We start from the raw sequence: 26,126 nt of genomic DNA on the forward strand, positions 1-26,126 counted from the left end.
CTACGCTGAGTACTCCAGTGGCGAGCTGATCACGATGGTGTCGAGCTTCCGCCTGGTCCGCGTGGGGATGGCGCGCCTCGTCCGATGGCCGGATCGCACCGTTCGGATGTAGTGGTGCAACACCAGCATCCGCAGCATCGAACACGCCCTCCCATTCGCGAAGGGCGGCCCGGGCTGCGGTGGACGTGCCGGCACACGTGTTCGTCCACGTCTCAGGCGGCATGTTGTTGCTCTCCTGATTCGTGGTCGGTCTGGTCGTCGGGGCGTTCGACGAGGCGGCCTTTCTCGAAGGCCGCGCCAGCGCGGACGAGGGCGACCAGGTGGGGTGCGTTCACGGCCCGCCAGCGGGTCTGGGCGGACTCGATCAGCTTGAACGCCATCGCGATCCCGGCAGCCCGGGAACCGGGGCCCTTGGTGACGCGCTGGCGCAACCGGACGGTGGCGAAGGTCGACTCGATCGGATTCGTGGTGCGCAGGTGGACCCAGTGCTCGGCGGGGTAGTCGTAGAATTCCAGCAGCACATCGAGATCGTCGGCGATCTTCGCGACCGCCTTGGGCCACTTGACGCCGTACTCGTCGGCGAAGGTTGCCGCGGCGGCTTCGGCGTGGGCGCGGTCTTCGGCCTGCCAGATCTCGGCCAACGCCTTCTTCGCGCCCGGCTGGGCGGACTTGGGCAGCGCGTTGAGCACGTTGGCGATCTTGTGGAACCAGCAGCGCTGTTCCCGGGTGGCCGGGAAGACGTCGCGGACGGCGGACCAGAACCCCAGCGCCCCGTCGCCGATCGCGAGGACCGGGGCGGCCATCCCGCGGCGTTTGCAGTCGCGCAGCAGGTCGGCCCATGACTCGGCGGACTCGCGGTGGCCGTCATCGAGGGCGATCAGCTCCTTGGTGCCGTCGGCGCGGACGCCGATCATCACCAGCAGGCAGATCTTGTCCTGGTTCAGGCGGACCTTGAGGTGGATCCCGTCGACCCAGACGTAGACGTAGTCGGTGTCGGCCAGCGACCGGGTGTTGAACGCGACCGCCTCGCCCTGCCACTGGCCGGTCAGCCGGGTGATCGTTGCTGGCGAGAGCCCGGCAGCCGAGCCGAGGAACTGCTCCAGCGCCGGCGCGAAGTCGCTGCTGGAGAGCCCGTGCAGGTACAGCAGCGGCAGCACCTCAGCGACCTGTGGGGACTTGCGTGCCCAAGCAGGCAGGATCGCCGAGGCGAACCGTTTGCGCTGCCCGGTGGTCTCGTCGACGCGTCTGTCGTTGACCCGCGGCGCGGTCACCGGCACCGCGCCGGCCGCCGTGGTCACCTCCCGGGCATCGTGATAGCCATTGCGCACCACCAGCCGGTGACCGTTCTCGTCGACCTCGTCGGCGTGGGCATCGACGTAGGAGGCGACCTCGGCCTGCAACGCGGCTGCGAGCATCTGCCGGGCACCGTCGCGCACGATCGCATCCAGCAGCGACGATCCGTCCGCCGCGCCGTCGTCGTGGTTGGCGTCATCGTTGTCGGGGACTATCTTGAGCATAGGGCGTACCTTCCCGAACCAGCGCTCCAACGCCGGTCCTTGATCAGAGTCTTGGTTCCTTGCAGATCATCCTCGGGAAGGTGCGTCCCTTGCACGCCACCTCGCCGAGAGCCATCCACAGGTTCTGATCATTCCTCCCCGCGTCTCTTCCCCCGCCGCAGGTTCTAATGGGAAGCCTTCAGGATTATTCGACTGCCACCGCCACATGTCGGTGACCATCTCCTCCAGACCGCGTTCGGCCTTCCAACCAATCTGTTCACGCGCAAGTGCCGGATCGCCATAGGAAGCCGCAACATCGCCGGGGCGGCGTTCTACGATTTCGTAGGCGATCTCACGCCCCGCTGCCCGCTTGAAGGCGGCAATGACTTCGAGCACCGAGGAACCATTTCCCGTGCCGAGGTTCCATGCATGCAGTCCCCCATGATCCTGCAGGTATTCAAGGGCCGCCAAGTGCCCTGCACCCAAATCGACCACGTGAATGTAGTCGCGGACTCCGGTCCCGTCCGGCGTCGGGTAGTCGTCTCCGAACACGCTGACCTTCTCGCGTCGCCCTACGGCGACCTGCGCAACGAAGGGCATGAGATTGTTGGGGATGCCTTGCGGATCCTCACCGATCCTTCCCGATTCATGGGCGCCGACCGGGTTGAAGTATCGTAACTTGGCGATGTTCCAGCGGGAGTCAGAAACGGCCAAGTCATCAAGGATGCGCTCGATCTGTAATTTGGTCCGACCATAGGGGTTGGTGGCAGACAACGGTTGGTCCTCGGTCAGCGGCAGAATCTGGCTATCCCCGTAAACCGTCGCAGATGAGCTGAAAACCAGTGTGCGGACATCATGCGTGTCCATGGCTTCCAAGAGGTTCAGCGTACCGACGACGTTGTTTCGGTAGTACGCCAGTGGCTTGGCCACGGACTCGCCGACAGCTTTGAGCCCGGCAAAGTGGATGACTGCCTCGGCACGGCTTTCTGAGAGCACACGGTCCAGTGCCACCGGGTCCAGAAGATCGGCAACGTGCACCGTGGCTTGGTGCCCGGTCAGCTCGGCGACGCGGCGTAGCGACTCGGGTGACGAGTTGGCGAAGTTGTCTAGGACGTGGACGTCGTGGCCTTCTTCTAGGAGAAGCAGAACGGTGTGGGATCCGATGTATCCGGCTCCGCCGGTAACGAGAATGCGCATGGCCCCCAGTCTATGAGGTCTATCCCGCTGTTGGGGAAGATTGCGCTGCTGCGTCCCGTATCCATTCCTCCACAGTTGCTTTCGCTTCCGGCAACATGGTGTAGCCGTGACCTGCGTCAAAGCCCGCGAAGTCCTTCCCGGTTGCTTTAGCGACGTCCTGCAGATCCTGATAGCGGGTCTCGCCGTCGGCATGCGACGTGGCGAGCAGAACCGGCTGATTCGTTCGTTTCAAGTCATGCTGGAAGGAATCCGCGCCGGCCATACCGTAGCCCGACAAGCTGATGATCGAATCAGCAACGGCAGCTGGCCCGAAGTGCACGGCCAGGTATCCGCCTAGGGAAGCTCCGACGATGACAATCACCCGAGCACCGCTGTCTTGCAGTCGATCGATACCCGCCGTGATTTGCTGGCGCTGGTTGGTTTCGGTGCCGGCGCACTGTGCCTGCCCATACCCACAGAGATCAAAGGTCAGGAATCGAGCATCATGGGGGAGATCGTTGAAAGCCTGCGAGTGGGCAAGCCACCCGCACATGCCGTCACCATCGCTCTGGTGCAACAGCAGAACGCCGGTCCTACCGTTCCCCCAGCTGGCGGCTGGCGACGTGGTGGAGCCGGCTTTCAGCGTCTCAGGGACGATTTGCGTCTCGGAGGGGCAGCGGGTGTCGTTCGGTATATCCGAGCTTGGATCCGAGGCAGGCGATGCCACCACGGCTTTCGAGCCTGAGGGTTTTGAAGCGCCCCCGGTGGCTTCCGTACCTGCTCCGGCTGCGCAACCCGACAGCACCATGAGCAGGAGTGCGGTCATCCAGAACGACCAATGGCCGCTTTCTCGGTTCATGCTCTCAGACACTAAACCCGACATCCCCGCGGAGCAATGCTCCGCGAGGATATCGAGTTTGATGCGTTCGCCCAGGGGACCAGATAGGCCTACACGAGGCGGGTGAGCCACCCGTGGGTATCTTCGATGGTTCCGGTCTGGATGCCGAGCAATTGTTCACGGATGGCCATGGCCACCGAGTCCTTGCCGGTTTCCGGTGTCACGATCGATTCATCGGTGGTCTTCAGTTCCCCGATGGGAGTGATGACCGCAGCGGTGCCGCAAGCAAAGACCTCGGCGAGGGAACCGTCAGCCGCCGCACTACGCCATTCGTCGATAGTAATCTTGCGCTCTTGGACCGTCAGGCCACGCTCGCGGGCCAATTCCATCACGGAGGACCGGGTCACGCCGTGCAGGATATTCCCGTTCAGTTCCGGGGTGACCAGCGTGCCATCGGTAAAGACGAAGAAGACATTCATGCCCCCCAGCTCATCGACTGCGAAGTCGTTCGTGGGATCCAAGAAGAGGACCTGCTTGCAATCGTTGGTCTCTGCTTCGAGCTGGGCCGCCAAGGAAGCTGCGTAGTTCCCACCACATTTCGCCTCGCCCGTGCCGCCGTGACCGGCCCGGGCGTACTGGGTGGACAGCCAGATGGAGACCGGCTTCAATTCGCCGCCGAAGTAGTTTCCTGCGGGTGAGGCGATGACGCGGTAGGAGACCTCGTGGGAGGGACGCACCCCCAAGAAAGCTTCCGTGGCGATCATGAACGGGCGCAGGTACAGGGCTTCGCCGTCACCTGAGGGCACCCAATCAACATCGACCGATACCAAGCGTTTCAGCGAATCAATGAACACGTCGGTCGGGAGTTCTGGCAGGGCCAGCCGGCGGGCTGAGGTGTTGAAGCGTGCCGCGTTGGCTTCCGGCCGGAAGGTCCAGACGCTTCCGTCGGCGTGGCGGTAGGCCTTCAAGCCCTCAAAGATCTCTTGTCCGTAGTGCAGGACCGATGCCGCCGGGTCCATCATGATCGGGCCATAGGGTTCGATCCGGGCATCGTGCCAGACCCCCTTGCCGGAGGCATCCTGGGTCCAGTCGACGACGGCGGTGTGGTCGGTGAAGTAGTCGCCAAATCCGGGATCTGCCAGAATCTTGGCGCGTTCTTCGGCGCTCTTGGGGGTGGTGGAGAGCTGTTGTGAGAATTCCATGGTGCCTACGCACTTCCTCTGCAAAGTTTTCGTGCCGTCCCTCACACGGGACGTTGTTCCGGCACCAGCTTATGACAGCTCCAGCGTGATCGCGTCGCCGACTTCCGCAGTTGATCTCGGATCGGTAAGTTCCGCCCGTGAGTCGAGGTCCTTTTCAACGGCGGCTTCTACCTTGCGGGCAGCATCGGTCAGGCCCACATGTTCCAGCAGGAGCGCCGCGGAGAGGATCGCCGCGGTCGGGTCGGCGATCTGCTGTCCTGCGATATCCGGAGCCGAGCCGTGGACCGGTTCGAACATCGAAGGACCGGTACCGAGCATGTTGATGTTCCCCGAGGCAGCCAGCCCGATTCCGCCGGTCACGGCACCTGCGAGGTCGGTGAGAATGTCACCAAAGAGGTTGTCGGTGACGATGACGTCGAAGCGTGAAGGATTCGTGGTCATGAAGATCGTCGCCGCGTCGACGTGCATGTAGTCGTGAGTGACATCAGGATATTCTGCGGCTACGGCTTCGACGGTCCTGCGCCACAGGTGCCCGGCGTAAACAAGGACATTGTGCTTATGGACCAGGGTGACATGGCGGCGCTGACGTTCGCTGGCACGGCGGAAGGCTTCGCGGACGACGCGTTCGACGCCGTAGGCGGTGTTGACGGAGACCTCGGTGGCGATCTCGTGTTCGGTGCCAACTCGCAGGGCGCCACCATTGCCGACATAGGGCCCCTCGGTTCCCTCGCGCACAACAACGAAATCGATGTCACCGGGGTGCGCCAGCGGGCTAGGGATGCCCGGGTACAGGCGCGACGGCCGCAGGTTGATGTAGTGGTCGAGGCTGAAGCGCAATTTGAGCAGCAGTTCGCGTTCGATCAGTCCCGAAGGAATGCGGGTATCCCCCGGCGCCGCGCCGACTGCTCCAAAGAGGATCACTTCGTGGGCTCGGAGGGATTCAAGAGTCTCATCGGTGAGGGTTTCGCCGGTTTGCAACCAGTGTTGGGCTCCCAGGCTGTAGTCGGTGATCCGCAGTGGACGGTCCCCGTCTTCGGTAGCTTTTTTCAGGACCTTGATGGCTTCGGCAATGACCTCGGGGCCAATGCCGTCACCGGGGATGACGGCCACATCAATCGCGTTGCTCATGTATCCAGATTATTGCGGCGTCCGCATCCTGGACAAACCGTCTCGCTATTTGATACGGGGATATGTGGCTGCTCTCGACCGAGCCCAGACCATACCGAGGTATGACGCGGGGCGGGGACGACCAAAAGTAGAGTAGGCCCATGACCCCGCACCGCACCCTGGATGTTTGGATCCGAAACCACCCGGGCAAAGTCGACGGGGCCCTCGCCGTCGGGCTGTGGCTGCTCCTGACCCTTTCGGTCTTCCTCTTGGGTGGTTTTTCCGGGCAGCATCGTGTCCTCGAGTTCATCATCGGATCGCTGCAGGTCCTGCCGCTGATCTGGCGGCGCTCCCATCTGCTGCTGAGCAGCGCCGTCGTCGTGTTGGGTTGCCTGCTCCAGGTCATGCTGATTCCGTCATTCCTTCCTTCCCAGGTCACCGTGCCGATCGTGGTCTTTACCTTGGCGAAGTATGGGAAACGTTGGGCCTCCTACGCAGGACTCAGCGCCGGCATGCTCGGGGCCATATTGGCCACACTGCGCTATGGAAATCCGACCGGGCAGGCCATCGGCCTCCATATGCTGCCGAGCCTCGTTGGTCTGGCGTTGATCGTGCTCTTGGCCTGGACCTTCGGAGACCTGGCCCGTACCCGCAGATTAGCCATGCAAGCCTTGTCCGACCGGGCCAGCCGGCTGGAAATCGAACGCCAACAGGAACGCGACCTCGCCGCCTCCGACGAACGCGGCCGGATTGCCCGGGAAATGCATGACATCGTTGCCCATTCACTCTCGGTCATCATCACCCAGGCCGACGGTGCCCGCTACGCGAGCGAACACGACCCCGAGGTCGCGCGCGAAACCCTGGGCACCATTTCGGAAACCGGCCGAAAATCATTGCGCGAGATGCGCCGGCTGCTCGGTGTCCTGCGTGGCGACGAGCAAGCCTCCACCCGCCCGTTGCCCACGCTGGCCGATATCGACTGGCTTCTGGACGAAACCCGGACCGCCGGATTGGAAGTGACCTCCACCCTCTCGGGGTCCCCGCGACGTGAGCTCCCACCCGGCGCGGAATTGACCGCCTACCGCGTCATCCAGGAAGCGCTGACGAACACCATCAAACACGCTGGCCCGGCCGCTTCCTCCGAGATCCACCTGGAATGGACCTCCACCGGTCTCGAGGTGGAAGTCACCGACGACGGGCGCGGCGCTGCCGCCACCGAGGAGAACATCGGGGCCCGTCAAGGACTCATCGGCATGGCGGAGCGGGTCGCCCTCTACGATGGACGCATCGAGACCGGGCCACGGAGCACCGGTGGATTCTCCGCCCGCATCTTCATCCCCTACACCGAGGACTAAGTGGACACCCAGCCCAGCACCCCGATCACCGTCGCGCTCGTCGACGACCAGCTCCTGGTCCGCAGCGGATTCCGCATGCTGATCAACTCGCAGCCCGACCTCGAGGTGGTCGCCGAGGCAGCCAACGGCCGGGAGGCCCTCGCCTCCCCCGCCCTGGCCCGGGCCGACGTCGTCCTCATGGATGTGCGCATGCCCGAGATGGACGGGATTGAGACGACCGCCAAACTCCTGGCCCCTGGGCCGGGTACCGGACCGCGCATCATCGTGCTGACCACCTTCGATCTGGACGAGTACGCGCTGGCTGCCATCCATGCCGGGGCCAGCGGATTCCTCCTCAAGGACGCCCCTCCTGAAGAGCTGCTCGAGGCCATCCGCACGGTGTACCGCGGGGATGCGGTGATCGCCCCGTCGACCACCCGGCGCCTGCTGGACCACGTCGCCCCGATGCTGCGCCAACCGGCAGCCACCACCTCGGGGCACGAGACGGCCGTGGCTTCCCTGACGGCCCGTGAACGCGAAGTCTTCGAACTCATCGCCTGGGGCAAAGCCAATCCGGAGATCGCCGCCAAATTATTCCTCTCCGAAGCGACCGTGAAGACGCATGTGGGGCGGATCTTATCCAAGCTGCACGCCCGCGACCGGGTCCAGGCAGTGGTCATCGCCTATGCCACCGGGGTCGTCACCCCCTAGCTTTTTGCCGGCATTAGCGGCGGTACTGGGGTTTCGGTTTGGGCTGGCGGACGAACACGAAGAAGTACCAGAGCCCTCCCAAGGCCAGCAGGGTACCCAAACCGATGGCCGGGGCCGAAGGCGACATGACCAGTCCCATCACTGCGGAGGGGCGCCCAGTGGAAGCCTCCGCCTGCTGTGCCGGGTTCGACGGCGGAAGGACGCCTGCGGCGTTCGTTGCCCCGTCCCCGGCGCCGGCCGAGGACTCCGGCTCCCCAGGTGCCGAGCTGCCGTCGTGGTCTTGGATGGAGAGCTTCACGCTCTGGGTGGCCTGGTCGTAGACGAAGTCGCTGGCCTCCAGCGAACCACGCACCAGCATCCGTCCGGTGCCCGGTTCGATGAGCAACCCGGTCTTCGGGTGGATGGGATAGCCGCTGGCCGGATCGATCAGAAACCCAGTCCGGGCGTCGCGGGCACCATACTGTGCTCCCGGGCGCGGACCCTGGGTGTTGGTCGAGGACTGTCCGGGCCACGGGCTGCGCGTCGAGCTGCCGGGCTTGGACGGGTACTTCGGGGGCTTCGGTGGTGCCGGGATGACCCCCGGCGAGGTTTTCGACGGCGTGGTCGACGGCGCCGGGGCGGGGGGCTCCGCCGAGGAGCTCGAGGATGGCCCGCTGGATCCCGAGGAGGAGCCAGGCTCCGAGGGCTGCGTCGGCGATGGCGGCGGGGTCGTGGGGTCCGTACTGGACGGCTCCGTCGTGGGGTCGATCGGCTCCGTCGGTTCCGTTGATTCCGATGGCTCTGGTGTTTCCGTCGGTTCCGACGAATCGGTAGGAGTCGGCGTGGTGGGCGGATCGGTGGTTTCTTGCGGCGTGGCGGACGGCGATTCGGACCCCGTCGCGGTGGTGGTGCTCACCGAATCCGCGGCACCTTCGGGGGATGTTTCAGCGGCGGAAGCGGGGAGGATGCCGAGGGAGCCCACCAGCATCAGGGTGCCGAGGAGGGCGGCCCAGCGCAGGGTGGAGCACTGGTTCGAGCTTGGGGCCGTCGCGCGCATCCGCCTCCTTCACTAGGTCAGACGCCAAACGACGCCTCACCTATTGTAACGAAAAGGACACGATTGGCGATCTTTGTTGTTACTTCGGCAGGTTTCCATCCGCAAAATCCTTAAACACCTTCCGGGTTGCGCTGGTGGCTTCCAGGATGGATTGGCCATCTGCGCTGCGTCCATAGTCGGCGGTCGGCACCTGGTGCCCCATCTTCTTCAGATCGATCTGGTAGGCCCAGGCACCGAAGGTCAGGGCCTGTTCGGCGCTCAGGTTGGTGGAGACATGCCGATCGGCGATATCGAGCACCTTCGCCAGGCCTGCCGGGCCGTCGGCCACCGCCTTGGCCCCAATTCCCGCCAGGGCGATCCCCTGGTTGGAGGTCCTGTCGAAGTCACCGTTGGGCAGGGTCTTGCGTTCGCGGGTGAACCAGAAGGCGTCGTATCCGTCGACCTTCTGTTTGCCCTTCTCCACCGCCCGCACCTTCATCGGCGCGTTGATGGTGATCCCGCCGAGCTCGTCGATCATCTTCTGGAACCCGGTGAACCCGGTCAGGACATACCCCTGGATCGGCAGCCCGGTGGCTTTTTCAACGGTCTTCGTCTGTGCCGTGGGCCCACCGGTGGAGAGGGCGCTATTGATCTTGGCGTTCCTGCCGTTGGCCTGGGGCACCCACAGGTCCCGCGGGATGCCCATCACCCCGCCGCCGCCCCGACCGTCAACACCGACGACCTGCAGGGCATCGGCCCGTGCCTCGTCGATCTTTTCTCCTTGCTTTTCCCGGGCGTCCGAACCCATGAGCAGCACATGGCGTTTCCCACCCAGCGCCGCATCCTTGATCCCCAGTGAGGGCCACCAACCGCCCACTGCGGTCCACGTGCCCTCCTTCTTCACCACCAGGGTGACGTCCTTGCCACTGGTGAGCACGGCGAACTGTTCCTTCTTCCAGGTTCCGGTCGCAGCCTTGACGGAGGCGGCCCGCTTCGGAGCCTTCGCCTGTTTCAGCGCCTGGGTTGCCGGGCCACTGCTGGGCACCGATTTCCCGGTATAGAGCTTGGTGGTGAACCCTGCCAGGTCCTTCTTCATCCCCGAGGTTTTGACTGCCGGGGCGGAGGGGCTGGGAGCCGGCGTTGAGGAAGCCGCAGGTGTCGGGGGCGCCTGGGGTTCGGCAGGTTTGCTGCAGCCGGTGAGCAAGGCCAAGGTCATGAGGGGGGCCAGCACGGCGGCGGCAGTGGAGGAACGCACAGTCATGGGCTTATTCTGCCGTTCCTTTGCTGGACGGTCCGTGATCGCCACACCAGGTGCCGGCACCGATACCCCCAATCCGTCGCTGACCTGTGCCTCGTCATACCTCGGTATGACGTGCGGGACCGCTAGGACCCTCCGCCGGGTTGATCCGCCGGGAGGAAGGGTCCGCATAAATTATTCAGTATGACCATGACTCACACCTCAACCACCACCCAGGCAGTCTCTGCCCGCGGCCTCACCAAGGTCTATGGCAGCGGCAGCACAGCGGTCCACGCCTTGGCCGGCGTGGACATCGGCTTCGAGGCCGGACGCTTCACCGCCATCATGGGGCCTTCGGGTTCGGGAAAGTCCACGTTGATGCATTGCCTGGCCGGCCTCGACTCGGCCACCAGCGGTTCCATCACGATCGCTGGCCAGGACATCACCTCGATGAACGATGACCAGCTGACCCGGTTGCGCCGCGAGAAGATCGGTTTCGTCTTCCAGTCCTTCAACCTGGTGCCCACCTTGAGCGCCGAACAGAACATCCTGCTGCCGCTCCAACTCGCCGGGAAAAAGCACGACGCCGGTTGGCTCGCCACCGTCGTGGACACCCTGGGCATCACGGACCGCCTCTCCCATAAACCGCACGAACTCTCCGGCGGACAACAACAACGCGTGGCGGTGGCCCGCGCCCTGCTCACCCGCCCCGCCGTCGTCTTCGGTGACGAGCCGACCGGCAACCTCGATTCACGCACCGGCGCCGAAGTGCTTTCGCTGATGCGTTCGTCGGTCCGGGAAATGGGCCAGACCATCATCATGGTCACCCACGACCCGGCAGCCGCCGGCTATGCCGATGAGGTGGTGCTGATGCGCGACGGGGAACTGGTCGGCCATCTGTCGGATCCGACGCCGGAGAGAGTCACCTCGGCGCTGGCCGGTCTGGGGGCCTGAGATGCTCTCCCTCGCGCTGGCTAATATCCGCATGTACTCACGGCGTTTCATCGCCGTCACCCTGGCCGTCATGATCGGCACCGCCTTCCTGGCAGCCACCCTCATGGTCAATGCCTCGACCACCGCCTCGCTGGAACGCAGCATCGGTGAGGCCTACCAGAACGCCGATCTGGTTGCCGGCATCAGCCCCGATGAGACCGACGAGGCCGTGGGCCTCGGCCCCGAGCAACTCACCGCGGTCCGCAAGGCCCCCGGGGTCGCCGCCGCGGAGGCCCAAAGCAGCGCCGGAGCCAGGATCGAAACCGGCTCGGGCGACTATAACGCCATCGTGCAATCCTTTGTCTCCGACGAACAGTTGCGCACCACCGAGCTGGACTCCGGTGCCGTTCCGGCAGACCGCGAGGAAATCACCGTGGACCGCCAGCACGCCGAGAGCTATCACCTGAAGGTCGGCGACGAAGTCGGGATGTCCGGTTCCTCCCCGGACGGCTCCACCGTGGACTTCACGGCCCGGATCAGCGGTATCACGACCTCCAGCAACAGCCCTTTCATGGGTTCGAATCTGCAGGTTGCCGTCTCCCCCCAGCGCTACAACACCTTGATGGGTTCGGACCCGCAGTACGAATCCCTGCTGGTACGCCTCGATGCGGGCACCGACCCGGCAGAGGCCGCCTCGGCCGTTGCGGCCGCATTGAAGTCCGCGGGTGTCTCCCAGGCGTCGGTGATGACCGCTCAGGAACGCACCGTCGACGATCTGGCAGGCTTCACCGGCGGCCAGGATCAGCTCACCGGGGTTCTGTTGGTCTTCGCACTGATCGCCCTGGTGGTCACCGGGCTGGTGGTCATGAACACCTTCGCGGTCCTGGTGGCCCAGCGCACCCGTGAACTGGCCCTGCTCCGAACCCTGGGTGCCCTGAGCGCCCAGCTGCGCCGTTCGGTGCTCGTCGAAGCCTTCGTGGTCGGGCTCGTTTCCTCGGTGCTGGGGGTCCTGCTGGCCATCGGGGTGATGGCCGGGCTGGTGGGCTACGTTTCAACGCTGCCCTCCGCTTCCTTCGCCGTGCTGGCCGTGCCACCGAGCGCCGTGATCGCCGGCCTTCTCGCGGGCACCGTGATGACCCTGATCGCCGCTTGGGCTCCGGCCCGCAAGGCGATGAGCGTGGCCCCCTTGGCGGCCCTCCGCCCCGCGGACTCCGCCAGTGTTCATAACCGGGTGGGCAAGGTCCGCCTGATCTTCGGGTTGCTGCTGCTGATCGGCGGCGGAGGGTTGTTGATCGGCGGCGCGGTCCTCGGCCAGCTCCTGCTGGGCTTCGCCGGAGGCCTGTTCTCCTTCATCGGGGTGCTGATGCTCGCCTCGCTGTTCCTACCCGGTGCCGTCCGCGCGGTCGGCCGGCTCTTCGGCGGTTCGGGAGTTCCGGCGCAGCTGGCTTCGTTGAACTCGGTGCGCAACCCCGGGCGGACCACTGCCACGGCCACGGCGCTGCTCATCGGCGTCACCCTGGTGTCGATGATGATGGTGGGCGCCCAGACCACCAAACAGTCCTTCAACGACGAACTGGCCCGCAACTACCTGGTCGACGTCACCGTGGACTCCCCCGCCAACTACGGGGAGGGCTTCGATGGCGGAGCCCTGCCCGGCCCCGATGCGGCGGCGGGCGCCGGCCAGTTGGGCACGCAGCAGGCGAAGCTCGCGGCGGGCGTCGACGGGATCGAGGATGTCGCACTGCTCAAACCCGTGGGACGAACCGCCGCCGGGGAGCCGGTCTACGCCGCAGCAGCCGAGGAACTGGCCCTGGTCCTGAAGGACCCGTCGCTGGTCCCCGGCACCGGCGAAGTGTTGGTCGGCCAATCGACCACCAGTGACGACGTCGAGGTCACGGCGTTCGAGGGATCCACCGCCAGATCCTTGGCGACCAAGCATTCCCAGTCGGAGATCTCGGCACCGCTGATGAGCTTGGAAACGGCACAGCAGCTCGATGGATACACCACCGGCGCTTCGGCGGCCCGTGCCGCGGCCGAGGCGGGACCCGATCAGGTGGGCGCCTATCCGCTGCTGTGGCTCAAAGCCGCCAACGGGCTGAGCACAGATCAACTGCAGGAACTGAGCAGTACGTTGGCAACCGAACTACACGTGCAGGACTACCAGGTCGCCGGTGGCGCCCTGGAGCGCTCGCTGTTCAACCAGGTCATCGACACGCTCCTGCTCGTGGTCTCCGGGTTGCTCGCCGTGGCGGTGTTCATTGCGCTGATCGGGGTGGCCAACACCCTGAGCCTGTCGGTGCTCGAACGCACCCGTGAGTCGGCCCTGCTGCGGGCCCTGGGGCTGACCCGGGGCCAGCTGCGCTCCATGCTGGCCCTGGAGGCGGTCCTGATCGCCGGGGTGGCCGCGGCACTGGGGATCGTGTTGGGTACCGCCTATGGCGCCCTGGGGGCGCAATCGGCCCTGGGCGCCTTCACCGACGTGACGCTGTCATTGCCGTGGGCCCAGTTGGCGCTGGTCCTGGGGGTCTCCGTGGCCGCGGCGCTGGCAGCCTCGGTCCTGCCCTCCCGCCGGGCGGCCCTCCTCTCCCCCGTGGAGGGCCTGGCCACCGAATAGGCCCAGGACGGCCGGAAGCCCCGCCCCTCGTGCTATCGCCAGGAGCGGGGCTTCCGTTGTGTCGGATCCGGGTGGTCCGGCCTCGGAGAAGCCGGGCCTTGCCTACTTCGAGACCTTCCCCATCAACCCGGCCACTGGACGGAGGAACAGGGGCCTGGCCAGGAGCCAGGCGGCGACCATGACGGCCAGCGAGGCAGCGAAGAATCCGAAGCCGAGCCATCCTGCCCCCTCCCTCGCGGCATACATGTGGTTGAGGTTGGCCAGCATCCCGGTGGAGAACACCAGCACCACGTGCACGATGACGAATCCGACGAAGAAGACCATCACCGGAAAATGGATCCTGCGGGCGAGTTCGATCGGGAAGGCCTTATCCAGCCTACGGTGGCCCTTGGGCCAGGCAGAGCTCATCCGCACGCCGGTGATCGCTGCGAGCGGAGCAGCGATGAACACGATGGCGAAATACGCCAACAGTTGCAGCGAGTTGTAGTTCACCCAGCCGTTCTCGATCGGCCAGTTCAACGAGGCATATTGCAAGGCGGCACTGAGCGCATTCGGGACCACGTCCCAACTCGTGGGAACTATCCTCATCCAGCCACCGGTGACGAAGAGCAACACCACGAAGACCAGCCCGTTGAGCAACCACAGCACGTCCAGGCTCAGGTGGAACCACAGGTCCAGGCTGATCTTGGTCGGCTTGTTCCGGGTCTTGAACAGTCCGGTGTTCCGGCGCGTCCAATGACCCGGGGGTCGGGCGGTGTTCCTCACCTGCCAGCCCGTACGGATGATCAGCACCAGGAAGAACGCGTTGAGGAAGTGCTGCCACCCCAGCCAGGCCGGTATCCCGACCGGGGCCCCGTCGGGAAGTTCGGACCGTCCGGGGTAGGTGAGCAGGAAGTCCTGCACCGGTTCCAACCCCCGGATCCACCGGGCCAGCACGACGACGACGGCCAGGGTCACCATGGCCACACCGATCCACAGCAGAATCGCCTTCACCCCGGTGGGATGCCTCCGGGTCCCGGGCTTTGTCCGGCCGGGCTCGGTCTTCAACGTCATCTCCGGTCCCCGCCCTAGACGCCCGCGCCGACGCCCGCGCGGTCGGCGAGGCCCTGCTGGAGCTGCGGAAGGATCGTGAACAGGTCACCGACGATGCCGAAATCGGCAATGTCGAAGATGGGGGCGTCCTCGTCCTCGTTGATGGCCACGATGCGTTGGGCGGTCTGCATGCCGGCGCGGTGCTGGATCGCCCCGGAGATGCCCACGGCCAGGTAGAGGTCCGGCGACACGCTGACACCTGTTTGGCCGACCTGGTGGTTCTGCGTGATGTAGCCGGCGTCGACGGCGGCCCGGGAAGCCCCCAGGCCGGCACCGAGGGCGTCGGCCAGCTGTCCCACCAGGGCGAAGTCCTCCTCCGAGCCCAGTCCCCGTCCACCGGAGACCACGATCTTCGCCGACGCCAGATCCGGGCGACCCGAGGTCGCCGGGGCGGGGTGGGTGGCCGTGATGGCAGCTGCCGTGCTGGTCTCGACCTCCAGATCGAGGGTTTCGACCTTCGGGGTGTCGACGGGGGCAGGGGCGGCTTCTCCACTGGAGGAGACGGTCACCAGCGCAATGCCGGAGCCGATGGTGGACTCGGTGGAGTAGTTCCCTCCATAGACCGTATGCGTCGCGCGGACCCTGCCGTCCGCGGTGGTGACGTCGATGGCTTCAAGCATCACGGGGTTCCCCGTGCGGGCAGCCAGGCGGCCGATGGTCTCCCGGGCATCGGCCGTGGTGGAGGCCAGAACGGCGGCCGGTGCGTACCGGGTCACGGCCTCGGTGAGGGCGGCGACCGCGCCGGCGGCCACATGGCTGGTGGCTGCCGGGGTGTGGCCGATGAGGATCACGGGGGCGCCCCAGGCGGCGAGATCGGCACCGACCGTGGTCCCTGCAGGGGCGGCCACCACCGCGACCGGTTCGCCCAACCGGGCCGCCAGGGCCAGCAGATGGGCGGTATGGGGGCGCAGCGCGCCATTGGCCGCTATTTCACAGTTGACGAGAATCTTGCTCATGGTGTCCAGTCCCTTCAGATCAGGTGTTCGGCGCTGAGGTAGTCGATGAGTTCCGAGGCCGCCTGGCCCTCGTCGATGATCTTCGGCCCTGCGGTCCTGGCCGGACGTCTGCTCGAGGCGAGGACCAGGTTGCCGTCGTCGTGCGCGAGATCGGTAAGGCCAAGGGTGGCCGCGTCGCTCACGGTGACCGGCTTCCGTTTGGCGGTCATGATGCCCTTGAACTTGGGGAAGCGTGGTTCGGCGGCCCGTTCGGTGATCGAGACCACGGCGGGCAGGGGCACGCTCACCGTCTCGGTGCCCTCGGCGGATTCGCGCTCGCCCGTGATCGATCCGCCGGTGAAATCAGCGGTGTTCAGCGGGCCGGCGAACGGGATCCCGAGCAGTTCGGCGATCATCGCCGGGACCACGCCGCCGCGGCCGTCGGTGGATTCGTTGCCGGCGAGGATGATGTCGTAGCCATCGTCCTGTAGCCCGGCGGCCAGTGCGCGGGCTGTGGTGAGGGCATCGGCACCGGCCAGCGTGTCGTCGTTGATGTGCCTGGCTGAGTCGGCTCCCATCTGGAGGGCCTTGCGCAGCGCATCACTGGCCTGGGCAGGACCCATCGTGACGGCCACCACCTCCACCGATTTATCGGCGTCCTTCTGGAGCAAGGCGATCTCGAGGGCGCGTTCGGTGATTTCGTCGGCAATGCGCTCGCTGGCGGCCCGGTCGACGTGGCCGGAGGCCGTCAGTTGTCTCTCGTCCCACGTGTCGGGGACCTGTTTGATCAGAACGGCAAGCTTCATGGGGTTTCCTCCCTGCTGGTTTCCGGCGGAGCCGTGACTGCTCCCGCCGCGACGGTCCGGTCCGCTCCGAGGGATCGGTGGGTGTAGGTGCCGCGGTCCAGGACGACGGTGTCCCCGACGCGGACCTGGAACACGGCGCCGGTTTCGGTATGCCAGATGTTGGTCGTCAGTTCATCCCCGGGCACCACGGGGGAAGCCAGACGGACGCTGATGGCACCGAAGCGGTCGGGATCCGCATCGGCCACCTCCTCGAGCACGGCCACTCCGGCGAAGCCCATGGTGCACAACCCGTGCAGTATCGGCTTCTCGAAGCCCACCATGCGAGCCAGCTGCGGGTCGGAGTGCAACGGATTGCGATCCCCGTTCAGCCGGTAGAGCAGGGCCTGGTCCCGGGCAGTCCTGCGGGACACACTGATATCCGCCGGGCGGTCGGGGACGGCCCAGGTTTCCTTGGGTCCCGGATCCCCACCGAATCCGCCTTCGCCCCGGATGATCATGGTGGTGATGCTGGTCGCCACCGGTTCACGGGTCCGGGCATCCAAGAGCTCGGTGGTCAATTCGATCACCGCGTGCTTGCCCTTGTCGTGGACGGCAGTCATCCCGCTGACCGGGATCACGGTGCCCGCCGGCTCCAGGGTGCGGTGCAGGGTGATGGCCTGGCCGCCATGGAGGATCTGGGAGAGCTTGAAGTCCCCCAGCTCCTCCATCGAACCACCCGAACCGCCCAGGACGACGGCGAAGGTCGGCAGGACCTGCTGGTCGATGCCGCGGGAATTTTCTGTGGTGAACGCCAGGTTCTCCCCCGGGTTGGACGCCCCGGCTCCGACACTGAGCGCATAGAGCAACGCATCCCGGGATTCCCAGCTGTAGGGCTCTCCCTCAGTGGTCTTCCCGATATTCTCGACGTTGATCGTCATGGGGTTCGCTCCTTCCACGGGGATCCCCCCGTGCTGCTGTGGACACGCACCGGGACGGTGGTGCGGATCACGTACTTATAAATACTATAACCAGATTCTAGTTCTTGTCTATCTGTGATGTTTCGCCGGCACGGCCATGGCGTTCTTCCCGCGGCGCGCGTCCCTCTCGGCAGCCGTCTCGGGAACCCATTTCAGCGGATGGCGTTTGAGCATCAGCCCCAGTACGACCGACAGGACCGAGAAGGCCAGTACGAACAGGAAGGCTGCGCTGACGCCGGCCTGGTTGACCAAGGTCGTGCTGGGGTCCTGGTAGCTGGCCAGGATGTAGGCGCCGATGGCTGTCGCCGCCGACTGCCCGACGTTACGCACCATGGTGTTGGTCCCCGCGGTTTCGGAGGTATTGGCCTCGGGAATGGCTTCGATGAGCACATTGGGCAGCGCACCGAAGGTCAGCGAGATGCCGATCCCGTTGATTCCCTGCGCGATGATGAATAGCGGGGCGTTGCCGAAGGACAGCAGGATGATGGCCAGGGCAGCGGTCATCAGGGTCAGCCCGCAGACGAAGACCGAACGGGCACCGAACCGGTGGGCCATCCGCCCGCCCAGCGGGGAGAAGGCGTAGCCCAGCAACGCCGTGATGCAGCTGAGCACCCCAGCTGCCGTGGCGCTGAAGCCCAGCCCGAAGCCTTCGCTGGTGGGATATTGCAGGACCATTTGCGTCGGTACGGCCAACCCGCCGATCGGTCCGATGGCGGCACAGAGGGTGGCCGTCATGACCAGGGCGATCTGCCGGTTCTTGAACATCCGCAGATTCACGATCGGGGATTCCACCCGCAGTTCCCACCAGGCCCAGAGGCCGGCCACGACCAGTCCGGCGCCCATCAGACCGAGGAACCGGGCCGAGGCGAATCCTGTGGTGGAACTGCCTGACAGGGCCAGCAGGATGGCGCTGACGGCGATGGGCAGCAGCAGGGCCCCCAGGTAGTCGGGTTTTTCCGTGGTGGGCGCTGTCGTGTCCCGGGGGATGACGATCAGGATGGTGACGATGGCGACTCCAGCCAGAACCGCGGCGAAGGCGAAAATGCCATGCCAGGAGAAGACGTCGATCATGAACCCGGCGATGAAGGCCCCGGCGGCACCGGCGATCAGGGCCGAGGCCCCGATCATGGAGACACCCACCGGGACGCGTTCGGCTTCCAGGTGTTCCCGGGCCAGGCCGAAGGCCAGCCCCATGACCGCGCCTGCGGTGCCCTGGATGGCCCGGCCTAGGATGATCATCCCCAGGGTTCCACCCAGCAGGGAGATCAGCGATCCGACGCCGGCGATGGCCAGCACGATGATCAGGACCTTGCGTCGGCCGTAGAGATCCCCGAAGCGCCCGCCCATCACCCCGGCGGAGGCGGAGACCAGCAGGTAGGCGGTCACCACCCAGGCGACGGTGTTGGCATCGACCTGGAATTCGGTGATCAGTGTTGGAAGGGTCACGTACATCATCGACAGTTCGAAGGCCGAGACGATTTCGGCCAGGATCAGCACCACCACGACGGCGGCGAATCCCGACTTTTTGAGTTGTTGGAGCAGGGTGGCCTGTCGGCCAGCGGGTGCGGACATCGTTGTCCCAACCTTTCAGGGATGCGGCGAAAGAAACATGGTGCAAACATTTCTTGGGTCCGCAACCCGCCCCCGATCAGGAACGGTCACAGCCCACCGGTGGTCCCGCGGGTTGGGCGGGGGCCACCGGTTGTGACGTGTGGGTCGGGCCTGGATCAGCCGTTTCCGTAGGCGACGGATTTGGTCCAGAAGAATTCCTCCAGGCCTTCCACCCCGCCTTCGTTGCCGTTGCCGGAGTGTCCGATCCCGCCAAAGGGCCGTTCGGTGACGGCATTGGGGGCGCCGTTGACGATGACTTCCCCGGTCTCGAGTTCTTCGGTGATCCGGATGGCCCGGCGCGCATCCGCGGTCCAGAGGTAGCCGGAGAGTCCGTAGTCGGTCCCGTTGGCCAGGGCGACCGCCTCGGCTTCGTCGCTGAACCGCATCACGGCCAGCACGGGGCCGAAGACTTCCTTCTGGGCCAGCTCGCTGGCAGGATCGACGTCGGCCAGGATGGTCGGGAGGTAGTAGAACCCCTCGGCCAGTTCCCCGTCGCCGCGGGAGCCGCCCATGACCAGTCGGGCGCCGTCGTCCTGGGCCCTGGCAACCATGGCCTCGATCCGGTCGATCGCCGCCTGGTTGACCACCGGGCCGCAGATCGTTGACGGGTCCTGGGGATCCCCGATGCTGAAGGAGCCGGCGATGGCGGCGACCTTGGCCAGGAACTCATCGTGGATGGAGTCCTGCACCAGCAGCCGGGTCGGCATGGCGCAGCCCTGCCCGGTCATGATCGCGAAGGCCATGACGGCCGCCTGCTGGGCTGCGGCGTCCAGGTCGGCGTCCTCGAAGACGATGTTCGCCGATTTGCCCCCGAGTTCGAGCAGGACCGGCTTGAAGGTCTGCGCGGCGGTGGCGGTGATCTTGCGGGCCGTCTCCGGGCCACCGGTGAAGGACACCTTCTTGACCAGCGGGTGTTCCACCAGGGCGGCACCCGCGTCGGCGCCGCCGGTGACGACGTTGAAGACGCCGTCGGGGATGCCGGCCTCATGGACCAGGTCGGCGAAGAGCATGACCCCCAGGGGCGTCAGTTCGCTGGGTTTGACGACGACGGTGTTCCCGGCGGCCAGGGCCGCGGGGACCTTCATCGCCAGGGACATCAGCGGTGCGTTCCAGGTGATGATCGCCCCGATGACCCCGTAGGGCTGGCGCAGGGTGTGTCCGAAGACCCCTCCCGCGCCGACCGTCGAGGAGATCCGGCCCAGCGGGAGCTTATCGGCCCATCCCCCGTAGTACCTGATCCAGGTCGCGGCGGCATCCACCGAGAGTCGGGCGGTGGTCCGTGGGGTCCCGTTATCGGCGATGCCGAGTTCGGTGAACTCATCGACGTGCGCTTCGACGAGCTCGGCGAGTTTGAGCAGGGCCCGTCCGCGCTCGGCGGCCGGCGTGGCCTTCCACGTGGCGAAGGCCAGATGGGCGGCCTGGACGGCCTCATCGACCTCGGCTGGTCCGGCCATCGGCACGCGGGCATCCACCTGGCCGGTGGCCGGGTTCACGTGCTCGTGGACTCCCTGGGCGTGGGTGCGGATTTCGGAGCCGATGCGCAGCGTGACCGCTGGCAGGGCGTCGGTGGTTTCGGTGCTCATTTCATACCTCCGGTTCGTAGCGCAGCATGGTGATGTCCGATGCCGGGTAGTCGCAGAAGACCGGCTTGACGCGCATGCCGATCGTGAGGTCTGCGTGGTCGATGTTGATCAGTTCGGTGGAGAACTTCGGGCCCTCATCCCATTGCACGACGGCCAGGACCATCGGGCCCTCGGCCGCGAAATGTGGTGACACCGGCCGGGTGGTGATCGTGTAGGTGTAGAGGGTCCCGGTGCCGGGAATCTCTCGCCATTGAAGGTCGTCGGCCAGGGTGCGCGGGGCCAGCGGCCGGGGGTAGAAGACGTATTCGCCCAGTGACGGGGAGTACTGGATGCGAACCTTGTGTTCGGCCAGCGCATCCCAGAACGGCTGGGTCAGCGGGGTCGGGACGGGCAGGGGCCGTTCGAAAACGGGTGCTGTATCTGTGCTCATGGTCAAAGCTCCTATTCGCCTTCGAGGATCAGTGCAGTTTGTTCGCTCATGATGCCGCCGTTTCCGGAGACAAACGCCCGGTTGCAGTCGTTGACCTGGGCCTCTCCTGAGCGGCCCATGATCTGTCGGACGCCGTCAATGACGTGGTGCATGCCTCCGGCGATGCCCGCCTGGCCGAAGGACAGCTGGCCACCGGCGGTGTTCATCGGGAAATCACCGCGGAAGGTCAGGTCGTGTTCGTTGACGAACTGCATTCCCTTGCCCTTCTCGGTGAAGCCTGCGTCCTCCAAGGACATGAGCACGGTGATGGAATAGCAGTCATAGATGGAGACCATGTCCATATCGCCCCGGCCCAGGCCTGCCATGTCGAAGGCCTGGTCGGCGGCGTGGATCATCGGCGAATACATCAGGTCGTGGGCGTAGGTCGGCGTCTTATAGGGCACGCGTTCCCCGAAGCCCTTGATCCAGGCCGGACGGTTCTTTGACTTTTTGGCCTGGTTCTTATTGCCGATGACGACCGCGGCTCCGCCCTGGCAGGGCATGACGATTTCGAGTTTATGCAGGGGGTCGGCGACCATCGGTGAGGCCAGCACGTCCTCGATGGTCAGTGGCTGGCCGTGGAAGATGGCATCCGGCGTGGAGCAGGCGTTGGTGCGCTGGTCGACGGCGATCTTGGCCATCGCGCGTTCGTCGTAGCCGAATTCATGTCCATAGCGTTTGGCGATCTGGCCGTAGGGCCCGTTCTGGCCCAGATTGGCATACGGGATCTCGAACTCCGCCTGCGGGGATCCGTAGGCGTTGGAGGAGGCCCCGAAGAGCATGCTGTCATCGAGCACGAAGGGCCGACGTTCGTGGGTGGGCACCTCGTGGGTCCCGGGGAAGGTGACCAGGACTGTTTCGCACAATCCCAGTTCCACGGCGGCGGCAGCACGCCAGACGGCGGCAGCGGAGCCGGCCCCACCCAGGTCCACTATTTCGGCGAAGTTGGCGTTGATGCCCAGATATTCGGTGATGGTGGAGGGCACGAACATGCTGGCTTCGCCGATGAGCGGGGTGACGATTCCGTCGACGTCCGTGGCATCCAGGCCTGCGTCGTCCAACGCCGCCTTGGACAGGCGCGCCCACTGTTCGAGGTTGAAGGTCTTATCGCGGGTCAGCTTGCGCTGTGGCGGCAGTTCGTGGAAACCGAGAATCGCGGCTTCTGCTTTCAGTCCCATGGTGTTCTCCTGAGATCGGGGATGGTTGGTTCGGTGACGCGCCGATGGTCCGGCGCCTGAAGGTGGTGGTCGATGGTGACAGCTGACGACGGCGGGATCTAGCTGTCCGCCGGCACCGTTGCGGAACGCAGTGCGGCAATGCGGATCCCGAGTTCGGGATGCCCGGTGCCCTCGCCCAGCTGCGCGGTCAGGTCTGTGGGGTAGTCTCCCGGCGGCCAGAAAGTCTCGGCTGGCAGGATGCCGATGGCGTCCAACCCGATGGCTGTTCCTTGGCTCAAGACCAGGTCGGCGCCCTCGTTCCAGCCGAAGCCCAGAACATCGCTCTGGCCGCGGGGTGCGGGACCGATGCCGAAGGTGCGGGCACCGAGCACGTCCACGAGGACGGTGCGGGCGAGAGGCAGGTCCTCGACGACCCCATGGATGAGCTGGACCCGCACCGGATCGGTGTTCTGCTCATCCCACGGGCAGCCACCGGTGGAATGGGGCAGTTGCTCCGCCGACGCGTCGAGGAGGGTGGTGCTCTGGACCAGCTGGGCCAAAAAGCCCAGCCCGGTGTCCCGAGGGTGAAGGAAGGCCTCTTGCCAGCCCGGGTGCTCCAGATTCACCAGGATCGGCTCGATCCCTGCCTTCTGGGCCCCGGCGATGGCCGAGCGGATATCGGCCACCTTGAAGGTCACATGGTGCGGTGCAGCCGAACCATCATGGTGATCGAGGAAACGCTGAATGAAGGAGTGTTCGGACCCGCTGGGTTCGAGCAGTTCCACCCGCATGTCATCGACCACCGCCAACTGGCAGGGGTTGAAGGCTTCAGTGGTGAATCCTCCGCCCCACCGGGCGCCCAGCTCGCGGTTCAGCACCGGGCCGGCAGGCGCCCAGGCGGGCACCGCGATGGCCAGGTGATCCAATTCGTGGGCGCTCATGAGAGCACCCCAGTATCCGTGGCCGAAGCCGCAGCCGGACTGAGAAGGGCTGCGCCGGTTAGGCGCCCTCGGCCTCGAACTGAGCGACCCGCAGGCCGATCATCCGCACGAAGCTGTCGATCACCCGATGGGCTTCGGGAATCGTCTTGTCCCCGGTCAGCAGCCGGGCCACCAGATCCATCAGCACGCACCACACCATGGCGGTGATATCGGCTGCCTCCTCGTGACCGAGCATCGCAAAGTCCGCGTGGATGGGTTCCTCCAGCACGACGCCGAGTTGCTGCATCAACGCCGAAACCTGCGGGTCCGAGGTGGAGCGCAGCAGCCAAATGGCTTTGTAGAAGTTCGGCTGTCGTTCGAAGGCCGCCAGCGCCGAGCGCATCCGATACTGGACGCGTTCGGTAGTGCTCAGGCCCTCCGCCCAGGACTGGTCGGCCGAGTTGAAGGGCACGCTCCAGTCGTAGACGACGTTCGCATACAGGTGCTCCTTCGAGGAGAAGTACCGGTATAGGGTGCCCAGTGCCACGTTGGCTTCGGCGGCGACGTCCCGAATCTGGATGGAGTCGTAGTCGGTTCCCACCAGGAGGGTTTTCGCCGCGTCCAGGATGCGCTGCCTGCGCATCACCTGGTAGGCGGGAAGATCGACGAGATCCGCGGAGAGTTGGCCGGACATCGTGCTCCTTCGGCTGCCGGTCGGAATGGGACTCCAACGCTATCACCGGGCTACGCTCCCATGGCCCAGCTCCCGCGTTCATGCCCGGTCCTTCCACCGGACCAGTGCGTCGAGGGCTTCAATCTGGTTCCCCGCCACCCTCAGCGGGTTGATTTCCAACTCTTCGAGTTCGTCGCCCAGCCCGAGAGCGACCTGGGAGATCTTGAAGATGACCTCTGCCAGCTGGTCCAGATCGGTGGCCTCCCCGCCACGGAACCCGGTCAGCAAGTCGACTCCCTGGAGGGATTCGAGCATCCGTCGAATCTCTGCAGGGCCGACAGGCAGCAGCCGCAGGGCCGAGTCCTTGAGGATCTCGACCATGACGCCGCCGAAACCGACGGCCATCACCAGCCCCCACTGCGGATCACGGATGATCCCCACCAGCAGCTCGGTGCCGGACGGACGCATGGGAGAGACCGCGACCCCCTGGATGGTGGCCTCAGGGGCCAGATCGGCGACGGAAGACCTGATCGATTCGTAGGCTGCCGTAACAGCTTCCGCATCCCGCAACATCAATTTGACGCCGCCGACCTCGGTCTTATGGGCAATATCTTCAGAGGCCACCTTCAGCACCACGGGGTAGCCCAGGTCTTCGGCGACGGCGACAGCCTGTTCGGCCGAGCCCACGATGGTCGCCGGAACGTAGGGCACCCCGTGCTCACGCAGGAAGTCCCCGGTTTCGATTTCGGTCCACGTTTCCGTCCCGGAGGGTTTGGCGATGGTCGGCGCCTCGGGGAGCACGGGGTCGGAGGCCAGTTCTGCGGTGCGCTTCCCCCACCAGGCGCTGCGGGCCACGGCCGGGATGCCCCGGTCGAAGGAGTCGGAGGCGTGGGGGTAGCCGTATTCGGTCGCGAAGGCCCGCCCGAATTCGGTGACCTCGGTGGGCAGGAAGCTCATCGGGATCACCGGTTTCGGTGAGGAGGTGAGCTGGGCGAGCAGCGTGTCCTGAGTGGCCCTGCCCATATCCGCCATCATCTGGTTGGCCGGCCAGGAGGCGTTGATCACGACGAAGTCGAAGTTGGGGTCATCGATGAAGCATTGGTTGGCCTTGGTCAGGATGGAGGGATCCACTGAAATGTATCCGGTGGTGTCCATGGGGTTGTTGACCGTCGAATATTCGGGCAGGCCGGCGTCGTGCAGTGCCTGGACGGTGGACGCCGAGGGGGCCGGCAGCTGGAGGCCGAGCGCTTCGGACTTATCGGCGATGAGGGCGCACATGGCGCCGGAGCCGGTGACCACTCCCATCCGGTTTCCGTCCACGGCACCGTAGGATTCGATGATCCCCGCGGTCGCAATCAGGTCCTCGATGTTCTCCACCCGGATCACCCCGAACTGCCGGCAGGCGGCATCGATCACGCTGTCGTCTCCGACCAGGGAGCCGGTATGGGCGGCGGCGACACGGGCCGAGGCCTCGGAGCGTCCGGCTTTGAAGACCACTACCGGTTTGCCGGCCTTTCGGGCCCGTGCGGCGACGTCGAGGAACTGCGCGGGATTGGTGATTTGTTCGAGATAGGCGGCGATGACCGTGGTGTTCTCGTCATCGACCAGCAGGTCCATCACGTCGATGGCCGAGACCATTGCCTCGTTGCCAACCGTCACCGCGGTGGAGCAGCCCACCCCGCGTGAGGCCATATAGGGCAACAGGTAGATGGCCAGGGCACCTGACTGGCTGGCGATCCCGACACCACCGGAAATCATGGGCATCTGGGTCATATGGCTGAAAGCGGCGACCTTGGCATGCGCGTTGATGAAGCCGAGGTTATTGGGTCCCAGGATCAGCTGGTCTGCCGCCCTGGCCCGTTCGACCAGGCTGTCCTGCAATGCCTTGCCTTCGGCGCCGGCCTCGCTGAGCCCGGCGGCGAGCATCACGAGGTTGCGGATGCCCTTGAGCCGGGCGTCCTCCAAGATGGTCTCCAATGATTTGGTGCCGGTGAGCACGATGGCCAGATCGGGGGCAGTCGGCAGCTCGGCGATCGAGGTGTAGGAGGATTGTCCGTGGCATTCCTCGCCGCGGCGGTTGACCAGGTAGAGCTCACCGTCGAAGCCACCGGAGATGAGGTTGGTGTAGGTGAATTGTGACCAGGCTGACTTGCTGTTGGCCCCCACGATCACCACGGATCGTGGCTGGAGCAATTCGTGCAGTCGGTCGGTGGCGAGGGTTCTCACGTTCTGAGTATCGCGCGTCATCGTTGTCATGCGAA

23 protein-coding genes are annotated in these 26,126 nt (G+C 65.5%); 5 read left to right on the forward strand and 18 right to left on the reverse strand.

All coding sequences use genetic code 11. The annotated features are described in order from the left end of the window. Positions 1-212: 212 nt before the first annotated feature. The 5 genes from AC3ZI9_RS09145 to AC3ZI9_RS09165 form a co-directional block, all read right to left on the reverse strand. Positions 213-1,517, reverse strand: coding sequence for an IS256 family transposase (locus AC3ZI9_RS09145; RefSeq protein ID WP_096197741.1), 1,305 nt, complete (start codon positions 1,515-1,517; stop codon positions 213-215). A gap of 66 nt (positions 1,518-1,583) precedes the next feature. Next, on the reverse strand, positions 1,584-2,693 hold the full coding sequence (gene galE, locus AC3ZI9_RS09150) for a UDP-glucose 4-epimerase GalE (protein WP_489923514.1): 1,110 nt from the start codon (positions 2,691-2,693) through the stop codon (positions 1,584-1,586). 19 nt (positions 2,694-2,712) lie between these two features. Continuing rightward, positions 2,713-3,531: a hypothetical protein gene (locus tag AC3ZI9_RS09155; protein WP_489923515.1), complete on the reverse strand. Its 819-nt coding sequence runs from the start codon at positions 3,529-3,531 to the stop codon at positions 2,713-2,715. Between the two features lie 89 nt (positions 3,532-3,620). Then, complete coding sequence (locus tag AC3ZI9_RS09160; RefSeq protein WP_489923516.1) at positions 3,621-4,712, reverse strand: branched-chain amino acid aminotransferase; 1,092 nt, start codon at positions 4,710-4,712, stop codon at positions 3,621-3,623. A gap of 69 nt (positions 4,713-4,781) precedes the next feature. Further along, positions 4,782-5,840 carry a 3-isopropylmalate dehydrogenase gene (locus AC3ZI9_RS09165; RefSeq protein WP_489923517.1) on the reverse strand — a complete coding sequence of 353 codons (1,059 nt, stop codon included), beginning with the start codon at positions 5,838-5,840 and terminating at the stop codon, positions 4,782-4,784. Positions 5,841-5,980: 140 nt separating this feature from the next. Between AC3ZI9_RS09165 and AC3ZI9_RS09170 the strand changes: the two genes are divergently transcribed. Together AC3ZI9_RS09170 and AC3ZI9_RS09175 are read left to right on the forward strand one after the other, a co-directional pair. Next, positions 5,981-7,174 (forward strand): sensor histidine kinase, encoded by a 1,194-nt coding sequence (locus tag AC3ZI9_RS09170; protein ID WP_489923518.1) that lies wholly within the window; start codon positions 5,981-5,983, stop codon positions 7,172-7,174. After that, positions 7,175-7,864, forward strand: coding sequence for a response regulator (locus AC3ZI9_RS09175; protein WP_489923519.1), 690 nt, complete (start codon positions 7,175-7,177; stop codon positions 7,862-7,864). Positions 7,865-7,877: 13 nt separating this feature from the next. On the opposite strand, the gene AC3ZI9_RS09180 is transcribed toward AC3ZI9_RS09175, so the two are convergent. Then, positions 7,878-8,249 (reverse strand): hypothetical protein, encoded by a 372-nt coding sequence (locus tag AC3ZI9_RS09180; protein ID WP_489923520.1) that lies wholly within the window; start codon positions 8,247-8,249, stop codon positions 7,878-7,880. 100 nt (positions 8,250-8,349) lie between these two features. Here AC3ZI9_RS09180 and AC3ZI9_RS09185 point away from each other — a divergent pair, with 100 nt between their 5' ends. Then, a complete protein-coding gene (locus AC3ZI9_RS09185) occupies positions 8,350-8,916 on the forward strand; it encodes a hypothetical protein (protein WP_489923521.1) in 567 nt (188 codons plus the stop codon). A gap of 63 nt (positions 8,917-8,979) precedes the next feature. On the opposite strand, the gene AC3ZI9_RS09190 is transcribed toward AC3ZI9_RS09185, so the two are convergent. Further along, positions 8,980-10,140, reverse strand: coding sequence for an LCP family protein (locus tag AC3ZI9_RS09190; protein WP_489923522.1), 1,161 nt, complete (start codon positions 10,138-10,140; stop codon positions 8,980-8,982). 180 nt (positions 10,141-10,320) lie between these two features. On the opposite strand from AC3ZI9_RS09190, the gene AC3ZI9_RS09195 reads away from it, so the two are divergent. Next, on the forward strand, positions 10,321-11,070 hold the full coding sequence (locus tag AC3ZI9_RS09195) for an ABC transporter ATP-binding protein (RefSeq protein ID WP_489923523.1): 750 nt from the start codon (positions 10,321-10,323) through the stop codon (positions 11,068-11,070). A 31-nt stretch (positions 11,071-11,101) separates the two neighbouring features. Next, positions 11,102-13,663, forward strand: a complete 2,562-nt coding sequence (locus AC3ZI9_RS09200; RefSeq protein WP_489923524.1) for an FtsX-like permease family protein — start codon at positions 11,102-11,104, stop codon at positions 13,661-13,663. Positions 13,664-13,765: 102 nt separating this feature from the next. Here the strand turns inward: AC3ZI9_RS09200 and AC3ZI9_RS09205 are convergent, their stop codons facing one another. From AC3ZI9_RS09205 to AC3ZI9_RS09255, 11 genes are all read right to left on the reverse strand, one after another. Continuing rightward, positions 13,766-14,716 (reverse strand): cytochrome b/b6 domain-containing protein, encoded by a 951-nt coding sequence (locus tag AC3ZI9_RS09205; RefSeq protein WP_444561182.1) that lies wholly within the window; start codon positions 14,714-14,716, stop codon positions 13,766-13,768. A 14-nt stretch (positions 14,717-14,730) separates the two neighbouring features. Continuing rightward, the gene (locus AC3ZI9_RS09210; RefSeq protein WP_489923525.1) at positions 14,731-15,711 is read right to left on the reverse strand and encodes an electron transfer flavoprotein subunit alpha/FixB family protein; all 981 of its coding nucleotides are present in this window, start codon (positions 15,709-15,711) and stop codon (positions 14,731-14,733) included. 14 nt (positions 15,712-15,725) lie between these two features. Then, complete coding sequence (locus AC3ZI9_RS09215; protein WP_489923526.1) at positions 15,726-16,496, reverse strand: electron transfer flavoprotein subunit beta/FixA family protein; 771 nt, start codon at positions 16,494-16,496, stop codon at positions 15,726-15,728. Then, positions 16,493-17,413, reverse strand: a complete 921-nt coding sequence (locus AC3ZI9_RS09220; protein ID WP_489923527.1) for a MaoC family dehydratase — start codon at positions 17,411-17,413, stop codon at positions 16,493-16,495. Before AC3ZI9_RS09220 ends, AC3ZI9_RS09215 begins: the two co-directional genes overlap by 4 nt. Positions 17,414-17,521: 108 nt before the next feature. After that, on the reverse strand, positions 17,522-19,024 hold the full coding sequence (locus AC3ZI9_RS09225) for an MFS transporter (protein ID WP_489923528.1): 1,503 nt from the start codon (positions 19,022-19,024) through the stop codon (positions 17,522-17,524). 155 nt (positions 19,025-19,179) lie between these two features. Beyond that, positions 19,180-20,646, reverse strand: a complete 1,467-nt coding sequence (locus AC3ZI9_RS09230; protein WP_086998589.1) for an aldehyde dehydrogenase family protein — start codon at positions 20,644-20,646, stop codon at positions 19,180-19,182. 1 nt (position 20,647) lies between these two features. Next, positions 20,648-21,076, reverse strand: a complete 429-nt coding sequence (locus AC3ZI9_RS09235) for a Zn-ribbon domain-containing OB-fold protein (RefSeq protein WP_086998587.1) — start codon at positions 21,074-21,076, stop codon at positions 20,648-20,650. 11 nt (positions 21,077-21,087) lie between these two features. Then, entirely contained in the window at positions 21,088-22,293 is a 1,206-nt protein-coding gene (locus AC3ZI9_RS09240; protein WP_086998584.1) for a thiolase family protein, read from the reverse strand. A gap of 98 nt (positions 22,294-22,391) precedes the next feature. Further along, positions 22,392-23,213 (reverse strand): VOC family protein, encoded by an 822-nt coding sequence (locus tag AC3ZI9_RS09245; RefSeq protein WP_489923529.1) that lies wholly within the window; start codon positions 23,211-23,213, stop codon positions 22,392-22,394. A 58-nt stretch (positions 23,214-23,271) separates the two neighbouring features. Beyond that, a complete protein-coding gene (locus AC3ZI9_RS09250; RefSeq protein WP_086998579.1) occupies positions 23,272-23,886 on the reverse strand; it encodes a TetR/AcrR family transcriptional regulator in 615 nt (204 codons plus the stop codon). A gap of 78 nt (positions 23,887-23,964) precedes the next feature. Next, entirely contained in the window at positions 23,965-26,091 is a 2,127-nt protein-coding gene (locus AC3ZI9_RS09255; protein ID WP_489923530.1) for an acetate--CoA ligase family protein, read from the reverse strand. Positions 26,092-26,126 lie beyond the last annotated feature (35 nt).

The organism is Arthrobacter sp. AOP36-F1-5 (genome assembly GCF_058137995.1).

Excerpts from the sequence above, each read along its gene's own strand:
- AC3ZI9_RS09165 (WP_489923517.1), bottom strand. The coding sequence starts at position 5,840 with ATGAGCAACGCGATTGATGTGGCCGTCATCCCCGGTGACGGCATTGGC.
- AC3ZI9_RS09250 (WP_086998579.1), bottom strand. The coding sequence starts at position 23,886 with ATGTCCGGCCAACTCTCCGCGGATCTCGTCGATCTTCCCGCCTACCAG.
- AC3ZI9_RS09220 (WP_489923527.1), bottom strand. The coding sequence starts at position 17,413 with ATGACGATCAACGTCGAGAATATCGGGAAGACCACTGAGGGAGAGCCC.
- AC3ZI9_RS09155 (WP_489923515.1), bottom strand. The coding sequence starts at position 3,531 with ATGAACCGAGAAAGCGGCCATTGGTCGTTCTGGATGACCGCACTCCTG.
- AC3ZI9_RS09160 (WP_489923516.1), bottom strand. The coding sequence starts at position 4,712 with ATGGAATTCTCACAACAGCTCTCCACCACCCCCAAGAGCGCCGAAGAA.
- galE (WP_489923514.1), bottom strand. The coding sequence starts at position 2,693 with ATGCGCATTCTCGTTACCGGCGGAGCCGGATACATCGGATCCCACACC.
- AC3ZI9_RS09145 (WP_096197741.1), bottom strand. The coding sequence starts at position 1,517 with ATGCTCAAGATAGTCCCCGACAACGATGACGCCAACCACGACGACGGC.
- AC3ZI9_RS09230 (WP_086998589.1), bottom strand. The coding sequence starts at position 20,646 with ATGAGCACCGAAACCACCGACGCCCTGCCAGCGGTCACGCTGCGCATC.
- AC3ZI9_RS09170 (WP_489923518.1), top strand. The coding sequence starts at position 5,981 with ATGACCCCGCACCGCACCCTGGATGTTTGGATCCGAAACCACCCGGGC.
- AC3ZI9_RS09195 (WP_489923523.1), top strand. The coding sequence starts at position 10,321 with ATGACCATGACTCACACCTCAACCACCACCCAGGCAGTCTCTGCCCGC.
- AC3ZI9_RS09235 (WP_086998587.1), bottom strand. The coding sequence starts at position 21,076 with ATGAGCACAGATACAGCACCCGTTTTCGAACGGCCCCTGCCCGTCCCG.
- AC3ZI9_RS09190 (WP_489923522.1), bottom strand. The coding sequence starts at position 10,140 with ATGACTGTGCGTTCCTCCACTGCCGCCGCCGTGCTGGCCCCCCTCATG.
- AC3ZI9_RS09205 (WP_444561182.1), bottom strand. The coding sequence starts at position 14,716 with ATGACGTTGAAGACCGAGCCCGGCCGGACAAAGCCCGGGACCCGGAGG.
- AC3ZI9_RS09225 (WP_489923528.1), bottom strand. The coding sequence starts at position 19,024 with ATGTCCGCACCCGCTGGCCGACAGGCCACCCTGCTCCAACAACTCAAA.
- AC3ZI9_RS09245 (WP_489923529.1), bottom strand. The coding sequence starts at position 23,213 with ATGAGCGCCCACGAATTGGATCACCTGGCCATCGCGGTGCCCGCCTGG.
- AC3ZI9_RS09215 (WP_489923526.1), bottom strand. The coding sequence starts at position 16,496 with ATGAAGCTTGCCGTTCTGATCAAACAGGTCCCCGACACGTGGGACGAG.
- AC3ZI9_RS09240 (WP_086998584.1), bottom strand. The coding sequence starts at position 22,293 with ATGGGACTGAAAGCAGAAGCCGCGATTCTCGGTTTCCACGAACTGCCG.
- AC3ZI9_RS09210 (WP_489923525.1), bottom strand. The coding sequence starts at position 15,711 with ATGAGCAAGATTCTCGTCAACTGTGAAATAGCGGCCAATGGCGCGCTG.
- AC3ZI9_RS09200 (WP_489923524.1), top strand. The coding sequence starts at position 11,102 with ATGTACTCACGGCGTTTCATCGCCGTCACCCTGGCCGTCATGATCGGC.